Consider the following 14450-nt stretch of genomic DNA (forward strand, 5'->3'; position numbering starts at 1 on the left):
GCGGCGATGAGGCTGCGCACCGACAGACGACCGGTGCATCCCGGAGCCTGGTGGGTCTGGGCGCTCGCGACGGCGACGGCCGCCACCCTGACGACGAACATCCTCGTGCTCGCGCTCTTTCTCGCGGCGACCGGCCTCGTGGTCGCGTCCTGCGCGACCTCCGACGGGGTGCGCCGGTACGCGCTCTACGTGTGGGTCGCTGCCGCTGTCGTGGTGATCCGTGTCGTGTTCCGCTGCGTGTTCCCCGACAGAGGCGGCACACCGCTCCTCGTGCTGCCGACGGTGAGCATCGGCCCGATCGACCTCTTCGGCACCCTCACCACGCAGGCGCTGGTGAGCGCCGTGAGCGGCGGACTCCAGCTCGCGACCGTCATCCTCGCGGTCGGGGCCGCGCACACGCTCGCCGACGTGCTCCAGCTCCTCAAGCACGCGCCGCCCTCCCTCGCCGGTCTCTCGACGGCCCTCGTCATCGCCGTCTCGGTCTTTCCCGAGCTCGCGCGCAGCACGCAGGACGTCCGCAGGGCAGCCCGCCTGCGCGGCGGCCGGTCCGGGCTCCGTGGCGTCGTCGTGCCGGTCCTCGAAGCCACCATGGAACGGTCGGTCGCGCTCGCGGCAGCGATGGAGGCGCGCGGTCTCGGGGCGGCACGTCCCGCGCCCGGTCTCGTGCACGGGGCCAAGCGCCTGCGGGCAGCGGCCCAGCCGGTCTTCGTGCTCGGAGCGATCCTGTGCGTCGCGTTCGCCGCATACGGTCTGCTCGACGACGCGTGGCCCGGCTGGCTCGCTCCGGCGCTCGCGGGCTGTGCGGTCGCGTGCGCGCTCGGGGCGTCGCTCGTCGACCGGACGGCCCGACGGACGGTCTATCGACCGGACCGCTGGGGAGCCGGGTCGACGCTCACGGCTGTGAGCGGGCTCGTCGGGGCATTCGTCGTCATCGTGCTCACCACGCCGCAGGTCCGGCTCCCTGCGCTCGACGGCTGGCCGTCGTTGAGCGTCGCTGCGCTGCTGGGTCCGCTCGTCGTCGCCGTCCCTGGCGCCCTGACATCGAGGAGGTCCGCATGATCGAGCTGAGGTCGTTCGGGTTCTCCTACGACGGCTCGCCGCCGCTGTTCGCAGGTGTCGACCTCGTGGTCGGTGCCGGCGAGCTGGCGCTCGTCGTCGGCCCGACCGGCACGGGCAAGTCGACGCTCTTGCAGTCGATGAACGGTCTTGTCCCACGCTTTACCGGGGGGCGGGTCACCGGCGAGGTCTTCGTCGACGGTCGATCGACACGTGAGGTCGAGCCCCGAGATCTCGCGGGCGCCGTCGGGTACGTCGGCCAGAACCCGACCCTCGGCTTCGTCACTGCGCACGTGGAGTCCGAGCTCGCCTTCGGGATGGAGCAGCAGGGCGTCGACCCGCGGACCATGCGGCGGCGGGTCGAGGAGACTCTCGACCTCGTCGGGATCGCGGGGCTGCGGCACCGGAGGCTCGAGACGCTCTCCCTCGGCGAGCAGCAGCGCGTCGCCATCGGTGCGGTGCTCACCGGTGCACCCCGGGCGCTGCTCCTCGACGAGCCCACCTCGGCGCTCGACCCGGTCGGTGCCGAAGAGGTGCTCGCCACGATCGGTCGCCTCGTGCACGACCTCGGGCTGACGGTCGTCCTGGCCGAGCACCGCCTCGAACGGGTCGTCCAGCTGGCGGACACCGTCGTCCTGCTCATCGGTGACGGGGGAGTGCGGACCGGGCCGCCCCAGGAGATCCTCCCCGGCACGACGGTCGCCCCGCCGATCGTCCGCCTCGCTGTCGCCGCCGGGTGGGACCCGGTGCCGCTCACGGTCCGCGACGCCCGTCGTCGTGCCCGGGACGTCGTGCCGACGCTCGCGGCGCCGCCGCACGCCGCTCCCCGGACGGCGCGGTCGGGCGAGCACGTGCTCGTCGCACGCCAGGTGAGCGTGCGGTACGAGGCAGACCGCGCGGTCGACCGGGTCGACCTCACGCTGGACGCTGGCGAGATCACTGCGCTCATGGGGCGCAACGGCTCCGGGAAGTCGTCTCTCCTGTGGACCCTGCAGGGCACCGGCCGGCGCGACGGCGGCACCGTCGACGTCCAGGGGCTGGACCCGCACGGGCTGCCGCCGGCACGCGCCCGTGCGCTCGTCGGTCTCGTCCCGCAGGACGTCTCGGCGATGCTCTACCTCGAGACGGTCGCCGAGGAGTGCACGGCTTCGGACACGGACGCTCACCGGGCCCCGGGGACGACGCAGTCGATCCTCGACTCCATCGTCTCCGGCGGCGACCTCCCGCCAGCCGTCCACCCGGGGACCCACCCGCGAGACCTCTCCGAGGGACAGCGGCTCGCACTCGTGCTCGCGATCGTGCTGGCCACCGAACCGCCGGTCCTCCTCCTCGACGAACCGACCCGCGGGCTCGACCACGACGCCAAGAGCCGCCTGGTGACAGCACTGCGTGCGATCGCCGACCGGGGCGCGGCCGTCCTCGTCGCGACCCACGACGTCGAGCTCGCAGCCGACCTCGCCGACCGCGTCGTGCTCATCACGCAGGGCGAGATCGTCGCCGACGGCGATGCGCGACCGATGCTCACCGGATCGCCCAGCTTTGCCCCGCAGATCGCGAAGATCCTCTCCCCAGGCCCTTGGATGCGCATGGACGACGTCGTCTTCACGGATCGCTCGTGACGGCTCGGCCACAGGCGCCGGTCCTCGACGCAGGACGGACCCGAGGTCCGCGGGCAGCGTCGGCCCTGCTCCTCACGGTCGCGAGCGTCCTCGGCCTCGCGATGTTCTGCTGGCCCCTCGTCGCGAGCGTCCTGCCGCGCTCCAGCGGACAGAGCGCGCCCTGGCTCGTGCTCGTGCTCCTGCCGGTGCTCCTCGTGCTCGTGCTCGCGCAGCTCGGCTCGGACGGGCTTGATGCGCGCAGCCTTGCGATGCTCGGCGTGCTCTGCGCCGTCAACGCCGCGCTGCGGCTCGTGAGTGCTGGAGCTGGCGGGATCGAGCTCGTCTTCTTCCTGCTCGTCCTCGCCGGCTACGTGTTCGGTCCGACGTTCGGCTTCCTCCTCGGCGCCCTGTCGCTCTTCGCGTCCGCGCTGCTCACCGCCGGGGTCGGCCCATGGCTCCCGTTCCAGATGTTTGCCGCCGGGTGGATCGGCCTCGGTGCAGGCGCGCTCGGGAACCTTCTCGCAGGGCGGGTCCGGCCCCGTGGTCGCCGCGAACTCGCTGCGCTCGCCGTCTACGCGGTCGTCGTCGCCTATGTGTTCGGTGCGCTCATGAACCTGTGGTTCTGGCCGTTCGCGCTCGGCGGCGACACGAGGATCTCCTACGTGCCCGGGGGAGGGCTCGCCGAGAACCTCCGCCGGTTCGTCACGTTCACGCTCGTCACGTCGCTCCCGTGGGACACCGTGCGTGCCGTGACGAACGTCGTGGCGGTCGTGGTTCTCGGACGCCCGGTCCTGGGGACGCTGAGACGTGCCCGTCGCCGCGGGAGCTTCGGCTAGACCGAGAAGTACTTCGCCTCCGGGTGGTGGAACACGAAGGCGTCCGTGGACTGCTCAGGGTGGAGCTGGAGCTCGTCGGAGAGCTCCACTCCCACGCGCTCGGGCCGCAAGAGCTCGACGACCTTGCGCCGGTCCTCCATGTCGGGGCACGCCGGGTAGCCCAAGGAGTACCGGGCGCCGCGGTAGGCGACCTTGAACATCCCCTCGAGGTCTGCGGGATCCTCGGCGGCGTACCCGAGCTCCTCACGCATGCGGGAGTGCCAGAACTCCGCGAGCGACTCTGTCAGCTGCACAGACAACCCGTGGAGCTCCATGTACTCGCGGTACTTGTCGGCAGCGAAGAGCTTCGCGGTGTGCTCGTTCACGGTGGCACCCACCGTGACGAGCTGGAAGCCGACCACGTCGATCTCGCCCGAGTCCTTCGGACGGACGAAGTCCGCCAGGCACAGGTGCCGGTCGCGTCGCTGCCGGGGGAACGTGAAGCGCAGGCGCTCGGTCCCCGGTGTGCCGCCCGAACCGCCGTCGGGACCTTCGTGGTGGAGGATCACCACGTCGTTGCCCTCGGACACCGCGGGGAAGTACCCGTAGACGACTGCGGGGTCGAACATCTCGTCCGTCTTGATGCGGTCGAGCCACTCCCGCAGACGGGGACGGCCCTCTGTCTCGACGAGCTGCTCGTAGGACGCGCCGTCGTCTGCACGGGACGGCTTGAGACCCCACTGACCCATGAACGTCGCACGCTCGTCGAGGAACGCCGCGTAGTCGGCCAGGCGGACGCCCTTGACGATGCGCGTTCCCCAGAAGGGCGGGGTCGGTACCGGGTTGTCGGCGGCGACGTCCGAGCGGGCAGGAAGGTCCTCGTCCGGGGTCTGGGTCACCGTGACCAGTGCGTGCCGTCGCTTCTTGAGCGGGGGCAGACCGACCGCGTCCCGCGCCTCGCCGCGGGCGATCCGCACGAGGGGCTCCATGAGGCGCAGTCCTTCGAAGGCGTCCTTGGCGTACCGCACCTCGCCGTCGTAGAGGCTCACGAGGTCGTCCTCGACGTACGTCCGGGTGAGCGCTGCGCCGCCGAGCAGGACGGGATACTTCCCGGACAGTCCCCGGGAGGCGAGCTCGAGAAGGTTCTCCTTCATGACGACCGTCGACTTCACGAGCAGCCCGCTCATGCCGATGACGTCCGCGCTGTGCTCCTCGGCAGCGTCGATCATCGCGGCGATCGTCTGCTTGATGCCGATGTTCACGACCGTGAACCCGTTGTTCGTGAGGATGATGTCGACGAGGTTCTTGCCGATGTCGTGGACGTCACCGCGGACGGTGGCGAGGACGATGGTGCCCTTGCCGGCCTCGTCGGACTTCTCCATGGACGGTTCGAGGTGGGCGACGGCGGTCTTCATCGCCTCGGCGGACTGGAGCACGAACGGCAGCTGCATCTCGCCCTTGCCGAAGAGCTCGCCGACGATCTTCATGCCCTCGAGCAGGTGGTTGTTGATGATGTCGAGGGCCTTCATGCCTTCGGAGAGCGCGAGGTCGAGGTCGTCGTGCAGCCCTTTGAGCTCCCCGTCGACGATGCGTCGTTCGAGCCGTGCTCCGAGGGGGAGCGCGGCGAGCTCCGCGGCACGCACGTCCTTGAGCGCTGCGGTGTCGACGCCGGCGAAGAGGTCGAGCAGGTGCGCCAGGGGGTCGTATGTCATGGCCCCGTCGGCGTCGAACTCTCGCTTGTCCCACACGAGGTCCAGGGCTGCCTGGCGCTGCTCGTCGGGGATCTTCGCGAGCGGCACGATCTTGGCAGCGTGCACGATCGCCGAGTCGAGGCCTGCTTGCACGGCCTCGTGGAGGAAGACCGAGTTGAGCACGACGCGGGCCGCCGGGTTGAGGCCGAACGAGACGTTCGAGACGCCCAAGGTCGTGTGGACCCCGGGGTAGCGGGCCTTGAGGTCGCGGATCGCGGTGATCGTCTCGATGGCGTCTCGGCGGGTCTCTTCCTGGCCGGTCGCGATGGGGAACGTCAGCGTGTCGACGACGATGTCCTCGACGGACATGCCCCAGGTGCCGACGAGGTCGTCGATGAGCCGCGACGCGATCGCGACCTTGGCGTCGGCCGTGCGGGCCTGTCCGTCCTCGTCGATGGTCAGCGCGATGACGGCCGCGCCGTGCTCCTTGACGAGCGGCATGATCCGCCCGTAGCGCGACGTCGGACCGTCGCCGTCCTCGAAGTTCACCGAGTTCACCACGGCGCGGCCGCCGATGAGCTCGAGCCCCGCCTGGATGACGGGGGGCTCCGTCGAGTCGATGACGAGCGGCAGCGTCGACGCGCTCGCGAGCCGCGAGACGACAGACCGGATGTCCGCGACCCCGTCCCGACCGACGTAGTCGATGCACACGTCCAGCAGGTGTGCGCCGTCGCGCGTCTGGCCGCGGGCGATCTGGACGCACTCCTCCCAGCTCTCCGCGAGCATCGCGTCACGGAAAGCCTTCGAGCCGTTGGCGTTGGTGCGCTCTCCGATCGCGAGGAACGACGCGTCCTGGTCGAAGTCGACGTGCGTGTAGAGGCTCGCGACGCCGTGCTCGGGCTCGGGCGCTCGCGCGACGACCGGGCGCGCACCGACGCGCTCGACGACCTCGCGCAGGTGCTCGGGCGTCGTGCCGCAGCACCCGCCGACGAGCCCGAGACCGAACTCGCGGGCGAACTGCTCGTGAGCCAGCCCGAGCTCGACCGGTGTGAGCGGGTAGTGGGCACCGTTCGCGCCGAGCACCGGGAGCCCGGCGTTGGGCATGCACGTCACGGGCACGCTCGAGTGCTTGGACAGATGACGCAGGTGCTCGCTCATCTCTGCGGGACCGGTCGCGCAGTTGAGACCGATCGCATCGATGCCGAGGGCTGTCAGGGTCGTGAGCGCAGCCCCGATCTCCGAACCCATGAGCATGGTGCCGGTGGCCTCCACGGTCACCTGGACGAAGATCGGTACCTCGACACCCAGATCGGCCATCGCCTGCTTGGCGCCGTTGATCGCGGCCTTGGCCTGCAGCAGGTCTTGGCACGTCTCGATGAGGATCGCGTCGGCGCCGCCCGTGACGAGCCCGCTGGCCTGGAGAGCGAACGTGCCCTTGAGGTGGGCATAGGTCGTGTGGCCCAGGCTCGGGAGCTTGGTCCCGGGGCCCATGGACCCCAGGACCCAGCGTGGCCGGTCCGGCGTCGAGAACTTCTCGGCGCTGCGGCGTGCGATCCGGGCGCCAGCCTCGGCGAGCTCGACGATCCGGTCGTCGATCCCGTAGTCGCCGAGGTTCGACCAGTTCGCTCCGAAGGTGTTCGTCTCGACGCAGTCGACACCGACAGCGAAGTAGGCGTCGTGGACGGCCTCGACGGCGTCGGGGCGCGTGACGTTGAGGATCTCGTTGCACCCCTCGAGCCCGTCGAAGTCCGCGAGCGTGAGGTCGTGCGCCTGGAGCATCGTGCCCATCGCGCCGTCGGCGACGACGACCCGGCTGGCGATGGCAGACTTCAGCGCGGCGGCGCGAGGAGTGAGCATGGCGTCAGTCTAGAGAGACCTGTCCACGCCGACCGCTCGCGACCGCCAGGTGGGCGGCGCGGTCAGCCGATCGCGAAGACCGGCGCCGGCAGCGCCACCCCAGACGCGTCCCGACGCGGGTCGGGCTCGGGCAGCTCGACGGGCTGCCCCGCGGACCCGGTCGCGTGCGGCGGCGCCACACCGACCCACGCGAGCACGAGGGTGTCCTCGCCGCGCAGGAAGCGCTGGGTGCGCACACCACCGGTCGCACGCCCCTTGGCCGGATAGAGGTCGAAGGGCGTCGTCTTCACGCTGCCCGTCTCGGTGCCCGGCAACGCGTCCGAGGCTCCGGCGATCGTCACGACCGCGCTCGCCGGGCCGTCGGCAGCGATGCCACCGAAGTGCACCACCTTCTGACCCGGAGCGAGCCGGATCCCGGCCATCCCGGCAGCTGTCCTGCCCTGGGGGCGGACCGCGCTCGCGGAGAACCGCAGCAGGGACGAGTCCGAGCTGACGAAGACGAGCTCGTCGGCATCTGCGACAGGCGTTGCACCGACCACGGTGTCACCGTCCTTGAGCGCGATGACCTCCCAGGCGTCACGGTTGGGCGCGTCGCCTGGGGCGAGCCGCTTGACGACGCCGTTCGCGGTGCCGATCGCGAGCGTCGGCGTGTCGTCGGCGAGCGAGACCAGGCTCACGACCTCTTCGCCGGGCTCGAGGGTGCAGACCTCGGCGATCGGCACACCGCCCGAGAGGCTCGGGGCGCCTTGCGTCGGGGGCAGCGAGGGCAGGTCGAGGACGGACATCTTGACGATCCGGCCGCGCGTGGTGAGCACACCGAGCTCGGCGCGGGCCGAGGTCGGCACGGTCGCGACGAGCACGTCGTGCGCGTGACGCTGGTCGTCACGGACGGGTGCCTCGGCGCCGCTCGAGCGCGCGAGAAGGCCTGTCGCGGAGAGCATCGCCCAGCACGGGGAGTCCTCCACCTCGAGCGGCACGGCCGTGCCGCGCACGCTCACGGTGCCGACCGCACCGCTCACGCCGGCGCCGGCCGAGTCGAGCAGGATGGTGCGACGAGGCGTGCCGTACACCTTCGCGACGTCGGCCATCTCCTGGCTCGTGAGACGGCGCAGTCGTGACTCGTCAGCGAGGATCGCCTGCAGGTCGGCGATCTCCTCAGCGAGGGAGGTCTGCTCCTTCTCGAGCTCGATCCGCGAGAACTTGGTCAGGCGGCGTAGCTGGAGCTCGAGGATGTACTCGGCCTGGAGCTCGGAGAGCTCGAAGACCTCGCGCAGCCGTGCACGGGCCGTCGCTGTGTCGTCGGAGGCGCGGATGACCTGGATGACCTCGTCGATGTCGACGATCGCGAGGAGCATGCCCTCGACGAGGTGGAGGCGAGCAAGACGCTTGTCCAGACGGAACCTGGAGCGGCGGCGGACCACGTCGATCCGGTGAGCGACCCACACGGTGAGCATCTCGCGCAGGCCGAGCGTGCGCGGCTGGCCGTCGACGAGGGCCACGTTGTTCATGCCGAAGGAGTCCTCCATCGGGGTGAACCGGTAGAGCTGCTCGAGGACCGCCTCCGGGTTGAAGCCCGTCTTGATCTCGATGACGAGCCGCAGACCATGGGAGCGGTCGGTCAGGTCGGTGACCGCCGTGATCCCGGAGAGCTTCTTCGCCTGGACGCCCTCCTTGATCTTCTCGATGACCTTCTCGGGGCCGACGAGGTACGGCAGCTCGGTGACGACGATGCCCTTGCGCTTCGGCGTGACGTTCTCGATGCGGGTGGTCGCTCGCGTCTTGAAGGAGCCGCGGCCGGTGCGGTAGGCGTCGCGGATGCCGTCGAGGCCGATGATCTTCCCGCCCGTGGGCAGGTCGGGGCCGGGGACGAACCGCATGAGGTCCTCGAGCGTCGCGTCTGGTTTGGCGACGAGGTGACGCGCAGCAGCGATGACCTCGATGAGGTTGTGCGGCGCGAGGTTGGTCGCCATGCCGACCGCGATGCCCGACGCCCCGTTGACGAGCAGGTTGGGGATCGCAGACGGCAGGACCTCCGGCTGCATGAGCCTGTTGTCATAGTTCGGCACGAAGTCGACGACGTTCTCGTCGAGGCCCGTCGTCATGAGCATGGCCGAGGGCGCGAGCCGGGCCTCCGTGTACCGGGGCGCTGCCGGGCCGTCGTCCAGCGAACCGAAGTTTCCGTGCCCGTCGACCATCGGCAGCCGCAGCGAGAACGACTGCGCGAGGCGCACCAGCGCGTCGTAGATCGCCGTGTCCCCGTGGGGGTGCAGCTTCCCCATGACCTCGCCGACGACGCGGGACGACTTGACGTGCGCGCGGTCGGGTCGCAGGCCCATGTCCGCCATCTGATAGAGGATCCGTCGCTGGACAGGCTTGAGCCCGTCACGCGCGTCGGGAAGGGCACGGGCGTAGATGACGGAGTACGCGTACTCGAGGAACGAGCCCTCCATCTCTGTCGCCACGTCGATGTCGATGATGTTCTCGACGACGTCCGTCGGTGCGATCAGCTGATCGCCGGCCGGCTTGCGTGCCATGGGGTACGACTCCTGGGTATGTCGAGGGGAGCGGGCAAAGGTCCGTTGTGCGTCTATTCTCGCCCTCACCTCGGGCGGGACGTGACGTGCGCGCCACAGTGTGACACGAGGCGGCTGACACGAGGTCGCCCGGGCGTGCCGAACGACACGGGTCCGCACGACGTCCACGCCGCCCGAGGGCCCGAGGCATAGCCTGGGGGACGTGAGCACGGAAGAGGACGTCATCGGGGAGCCCGGTCCGAGCGGGGAGATCTCTGTCGCCGCGCCGTACCCGGTCGAGTGGGAGGCGGACGTCGTCCTGCGCGACGGCACCACCGCACACGTGCGCCCGATCCGGCCCGAGGACCGTGACGCGCTGCAGCGCTTCCACCGTGGACAGTCCGAACGCTCGACCTACCTGCGGTTCTTCGTCGCGATGGAGCAGCTCTCCGCACGCGACCTCACACGCTTCACGGTCCTCGACCACCGTGACCGTGTCGCGCTCGTCGGGGTGACGTCGACCCCTGACGGTGACGACGAGATCATCGGGGTCGCACGCTTCGACCGGATCGGTCCTGGCGAGGCCGAGGTCGCCTTCAACGTCAGCGACTCCTACCAGGGCCGGGGCGTCGGCTCGGTCCTGCTCGAGCACGTCGCCGCGGCAGCCCGCGAGGTCGGCATCCAGCGGTTCACCGCCGAGGTGCTCCCGCAGAACGGGAAGATGATCGCCGTGTTCCGCGAGGCGGGCTACGACATGAGCCAGCACGTCGACGACGGCATCGTCACGGTGAGCATGCACCTCGACCCCACGGACCGTTCACGCCAGGTCATGGCCGACCGGGAGCACCGCGCCGAGGCACGGAGCATGCACGGTCTGTTCTCGCCGCGGTCCGTCGTCCTCGTCGCGTCCGTCCGGGGGACCGCCGACGCGCACGAGGCCCGGCTCGCTGTCCGCGCGCTCGCGGGAGGCCTCGAGGTCACTGGCGGTGCCCAGCTCCAGGTCGTCGGCCTCACTGCCGTGGCCGTCCGTGACGCGCTCGACACCCACGGCACCCTCGACACCTTCGACCGCTACGACACGCTCGACGAGGTCCCTGGGCCCATCGACCTCGCCGTCGTCACGGTCCGCGCGCAGGACTCGGTCACGGCCGTCCGTGAGCTCGCGCGCCTCGGGGTGCGTGGCGTCGTGGTCCTCGGGTCCGGGTACGCCGAGACCGGCGACGAGGGCCTCGCCCTGCAGCGTGAGCTCGTGCGCACCGCTCACGCCGCCGGGATGCGGATCGTCGGGCCAGGCTCGTACGGCCTCTTCGCCGCGCGCTCCGACGGCTCGTTCAACGCGTCGCTCGCCGACCGCAGGCCTCTGGGCGGTGTCGTCGGGCTCTTCTGCCAGTCCGCGCCGATCGCGGTGACGATCCTCGCCACCGTCCGCAGACGAGGGCTCGGCCTCTCGTCGTTCCTCTCGGCAGGCAACCGGGCCGACGTCTCGGGCAACGACCTCATGCAGTTCTGGCACGACGACGACGCGACGTCGGTGGTCGGCCTCTATCTCGAGTCCATCGGCAACCCCCGCAAGTTCTCCCGCATCGCCCGGCGGCTCGGCCAGGTCAAGCCCGTCATCGTCGTGACGGCCGGACGCTCAGGGCACATCGTGCCGCCCGGGCACGCCGTGCGCACCACGCGAGCCCCTCGCCGGACCCTCGAAGAGGTGTTCCGCCAGTCCGGGGTGATCCATGCGGAGAACACCCACCAGATGATCGACATCATCCAGCTCCTCGCGCACCAGCCGCTGCCCTCTGGCCGGCGGGTGGGGATCGTCGCCAGCTCTGCGCCCCTCGCCGCGATCGTCGCCGAGGCGGCAGGCGCTGCGGGCATGGTCGTCACCGGGGCAGCCGGCATCGTCGCCGAGGACGCCGCCGACGAGGAGATCGTGCGCACGGTGGACGACGTCTACGCAGACGGTGCGTGCGACGTCGTCGTCGCGGTCCACGTGCCCGTCCTCGGGGACCACGACGAGCGGTTCTCGCGCGCCGTGGCGACCGCGGCCGCACGCACCAGCCGGCCGACGGTGGTGAGCATCCTCGGTCTCCACGGGTTCGTCCCCGAGCTGAGCACCGTCGCACCGGACGGCGCGGTCGTCAACGTGCCCGCCTACTCGACGGCGGAGGACGCGGTCTTGGCCCTCGGAGCCGTCGTCATGTACGCGGCGTGGCGCTCGCGGGACCACGGTCGTGGGCTGGTGTACCCCGACGTCGACGTGGCGGGAGCCCGCGCCCTCGTCGAGAAGCACGGGGACGGCGAGGTCGAGACGGACGTCGCACGCGACCTCTTGCGCTGCTACGGCATCGAGACCTGGCCTTCCGTGCCGGTCGCCGACGCCGACGCCGCTGTCGCCGCCGCGAACGAGCTCGGCTGGCCGGTCGTCCTCAAGAGCACCGCAGAGTCGTTGCGGCACCGCGCCGACCTCGGAGGCGTCCGGCTCGACCTCGCCGACGAGAAAGAGCTGCGGACGGCGTTCGACCAGATGCGCCTGTCGCTCGCTGAGCACCTGCCCGCAGCGCTGCGAACCTCGGCGACCCCGCTCGAGGTCCAACGGATGGCACCCGCCGGGGTGGCGTGCGTGGTGCGGTCGACAGAGGACGTCCTCTACGGTCCGGTGGTGTCGTTCGGCCTCTCTGGCGACGCCGTCGACCTGCTCGGCGACGTCAGCTACGGCGTCCCGCCGCTGACGACCACCGATGTCGCCCAGATGGTCCGCTCCGTGCGCGCTGCGCCGCGGCTCTTCGGCTACAAAGGGCTCCCGGCAGCCGATGCGGCAGCGATCGAGGACCTCATCGGCAGGGTCTCCCAGATGGCAGACGACCTCCCGGAGCTCCGTTCGCTCGAGCTCTACCCCGTGGTCGTCGCCGAGCACGGCGGGGCCGTGCTCTCTGCCCGGCTCACGCTCGGGGCGGCCAACCGCAAGGACGGGCTGCGCCGCACTCTTCCGGACTGAGGCCGACGTCTCGGTGCCGACGGCGAAACGCCTGGCACCGCCCGACTAGGATGGACGGGTGCCATCTCCTACCCTTGATCACCGCGCAGACCTCCGCCGCCAGCTCGACCGCGCCGGGTACTACCCCGAGCTCGTCGCTGACGTCATCGACGTCGCGCTCGCAGACGAGCCTGTCGAGGCGCACCTCGTCCACGTGGAGACCACCTTTGCCACGTCGGAGGTCCGGCGCCACGTGACGGTGCTCGTGCTCACGGCGTCACGCCTCGTGCTCGCGCACGTCGACGACCACGCCGGCGAAGACGACACCGACGACGACGACGTCGTCCACGCCCACGAGCACACCCACGCGGGCTCCAGCGCCGCCGCCACGACCGAGGCCGTGCCGCTCTCCCAGGTGAAGTCCGTGGTCCTGACGCACATGGTCAACGCACCCGAGAAGCACACCGCCGGTGATCCGCCCGCCGAGCTGACCCTCGCGATCGGCTGGGGCGCCGTCTCGCGCATCGACCTCGAGCCTGCGCAGTGCGGTGACCCCCAGTGCGAAGGCGACCACGGTCTGACCGGATCGATGGCCAACGACGACGTCCTCGTCCGGATCAGCGCTCAGGCCGAGGGACAGGACGCTGTCCGCGCCGCAGTGTCCTTCGCCCGGGCGCTGTCCGCGGCGACGGGATACGGCGCTCGCGGCGGATCTCGGTGAGCTCGTCCGGGACGGCAGCCGGCGTCGCCGACCAGATCGCCCGCCATGGCTTCGTCGCCCCGGACTACACCGGCCGGAGCCTCGCGGCCGTCCTGCCCGCCGCTGCGGGCGCTCTGCAGACGCCTGAACCGACCGGCGACTTCGAGCGCGCACGTCGCCTGCTCGGCCTGGACACCGCCGACCGGGTCTGCGTCGTCCTCGTCGACGGGCTCGGCTTCGAGAACCTGCGCGAGCGCAGCGGTCACGCGCCGTTCCTGCGCTCTCTCCTCGACGAGGACGCCCAGCTGACCTGCGGCTTCCCCTCGACCACCGCTGCCTCCATCGGGATCCTCGGAACCGGGTCGTGCCCAGGACGCACCGGGATGCTCGGTTACACCGTCCGTGAGCCGAGCACCGGGGGACTGGCCAACCTCGTCTCCTGGGAGGGGGCCACGGAGCCGACGACCATGCAGCGCGAGGAGACCGTCTTCGAGCGGATGAGCGCAGCAGGACGGTCGGTCACCTCGGTCGGCCCCTCCCGCTTCGCCCAGTCAGGCCTGACCCAGGCGGCGCTGAGGGGCGGGTTCCATCGCGGCGCCGAGTCGCTCGCGGACCGCGTGGACGTCACCGCCTACGAGCTCATGGCACCAGGTCTCGTCTACCTCTACTGGGGTGACGTGGACAAGATCGGCCACCACCACGGCTCCGAGTCGCGAGCATGGGGCGACGAGCTGGAACGGACCGACCGCGAGCTCGCACGGCTCGCCCGGGTGCTTCCTCGTGGGACGCAGATCATCGTCACGGCCGACCACGGCATGATCGACGTCGACCGCGCCCGCCGGTGGGACGTCGCCGCGACCCAGGGCCTCGCAGAAGGGGTCAAGCTCGTCGCGGGAGAGCCACGAGCCGTCCACGTGCACGCGCGCAAGCCCGAGGGCGTCGCAGGCATCGTCGACCGCTGGCGCGACGTGCTCGGGGATGGTGCGCTCGTCGCCCCGAAGGACGAGATCATCGAGGCGGGACTCCTCGGACCAGTGAGCGACCATGTGTACCCGTACATCGGCGACGTCGTCGTCGCTGTCACCGGGCGCGGCACGATCGTCGACTCACGGACCCAGACGGCACGGTCTCTCGACCTCGTGGGCGTGCACGGTTCGCTCACACCGCGTGAGATGCGGGTCCCGTTCCTCACGCTCACGGTCTGACCGGTCCTGTCTGACCGGTCCCTTCTGGTCGGCGGTGGCCCCCG

Annotated in this window: 8 protein-coding genes; 6 read left to right on the plus strand and 2 right to left on the minus strand. The window is 70.9% G+C overall.

Annotated features, from left to right (window positions below):
• Positions 1 to 6: 6 nt before the first annotated feature.
• Genes ATL42_RS03885 through ATL42_RS03895 form a run of 3 tightly spaced genes read left to right on the plus strand, consistent with a single transcriptional unit; the run spans position 7 to position 3490 of the window.
• Positions 7 to 1059 (plus strand): cobalt ABC transporter permease, encoded by a 1053-nt coding sequence (locus ATL42_RS03885; RefSeq protein ID WP_098454234.1) that lies wholly within the window; start codon positions 7 to 9, stop codon positions 1057 to 1059.
• Positions 1056 to 2675 (plus strand): ABC transporter ATP-binding protein, encoded by a 1620-nt coding sequence (locus ATL42_RS03890; RefSeq protein ID WP_098454235.1) that lies wholly within the window; start codon positions 1056 to 1058, stop codon positions 2673 to 2675. Before ATL42_RS03885 ends, ATL42_RS03890 begins: the two co-directional genes overlap by 4 nt.
• A complete protein-coding gene (locus ATL42_RS03895; RefSeq protein ID WP_245862084.1) occupies positions 2672 to 3490 on the plus strand; it encodes an ECF transporter S component in 819 nt (272 codons plus the stop codon). The genes ATL42_RS03890 and ATL42_RS03895 overlap by 4 nt, the downstream gene beginning before the upstream one ends.
• On the opposite strand, the gene metH is transcribed toward ATL42_RS03895, so the two are convergent.
• A complete protein-coding gene (metH, locus tag ATL42_RS03900) occupies positions 3487 to 7017 on the minus strand; it encodes a methionine synthase (protein WP_098454236.1) in 3531 nt (1176 codons plus the stop codon). The genes ATL42_RS03895 and metH overlap by 4 nt on opposite strands.
• A gap of 62 nt (positions 7018 to 7079) precedes the next feature.
• A complete protein-coding gene (locus ATL42_RS03905) occupies positions 7080 to 9551 on the minus strand; it encodes a DNA gyrase/topoisomerase IV subunit A (RefSeq protein ID WP_098454237.1) in 2472 nt (823 codons plus the stop codon).
• A gap of 202 nt (positions 9552 to 9753) precedes the next feature.
• On the opposite strand from ATL42_RS03905, the gene ATL42_RS03910 reads away from it, so the two are divergent.
• From ATL42_RS03910 to ATL42_RS03920, 3 genes are read left to right on the plus strand one after another with little or no spacing between them, the layout of a single operon-like run.
• Positions 9754 to 12522, plus strand: a complete 2769-nt coding sequence (locus ATL42_RS03910) for a GNAT family N-acetyltransferase (RefSeq protein ID WP_245862086.1) — start codon at positions 9754 to 9756, stop codon at positions 12520 to 12522.
• Between the two features lie 58 nt (positions 12523 to 12580).
• Complete coding sequence (locus ATL42_RS03915) at positions 12581 to 13222, plus strand: DUF5998 family protein (RefSeq protein ID WP_098454238.1); 642 nt, start codon at positions 12581 to 12583, stop codon at positions 13220 to 13222.
• Complete coding sequence (locus ATL42_RS03920; protein WP_342748096.1) at positions 13219 to 14406, plus strand: alkaline phosphatase family protein; 1188 nt, start codon at positions 13219 to 13221, stop codon at positions 14404 to 14406. Before ATL42_RS03915 ends, ATL42_RS03920 begins: the two co-directional genes overlap by 4 nt.
• The last annotated feature ends 44 nt before the right edge of the window (positions 14407 to 14450 follow it).

The sequence above is a fragment of the Sanguibacter antarcticus genome (assembly GCF_002564005.1).
Lineage (GTDB): Bacteria > Actinomycetota > Actinomycetes > Actinomycetales > Cellulomonadaceae > Sanguibacter > Sanguibacter antarcticus.

What these genes read in the sequence shown, in the direction of transcription:
- ATL42_RS03885 (WP_098454234.1), top strand. Translation starts at nt 7, where the DNA reads ATGAGGCTGCGCACCGACAGACGACCGGTGCATCCCGGAGCCTGGTGG.
- ATL42_RS03890 (WP_098454235.1), top strand. Translation starts at nt 1,056, where the DNA reads ATGATCGAGCTGAGGTCGTTCGGGTTCTCCTACGACGGCTCGCCGCCG.
- ATL42_RS03905 (WP_098454237.1), bottom strand. Translation starts at nt 9,551, where the DNA reads ATGGCACGCAAGCCGGCCGGCGATCAGCTGATCGCACCGACGGACGTC.
- metH (WP_098454236.1), bottom strand. Translation starts at nt 7,017, where the DNA reads ATGCTCACTCCTCGCGCCGCCGCGCTGAAGTCTGCCATCGCCAGCCGG.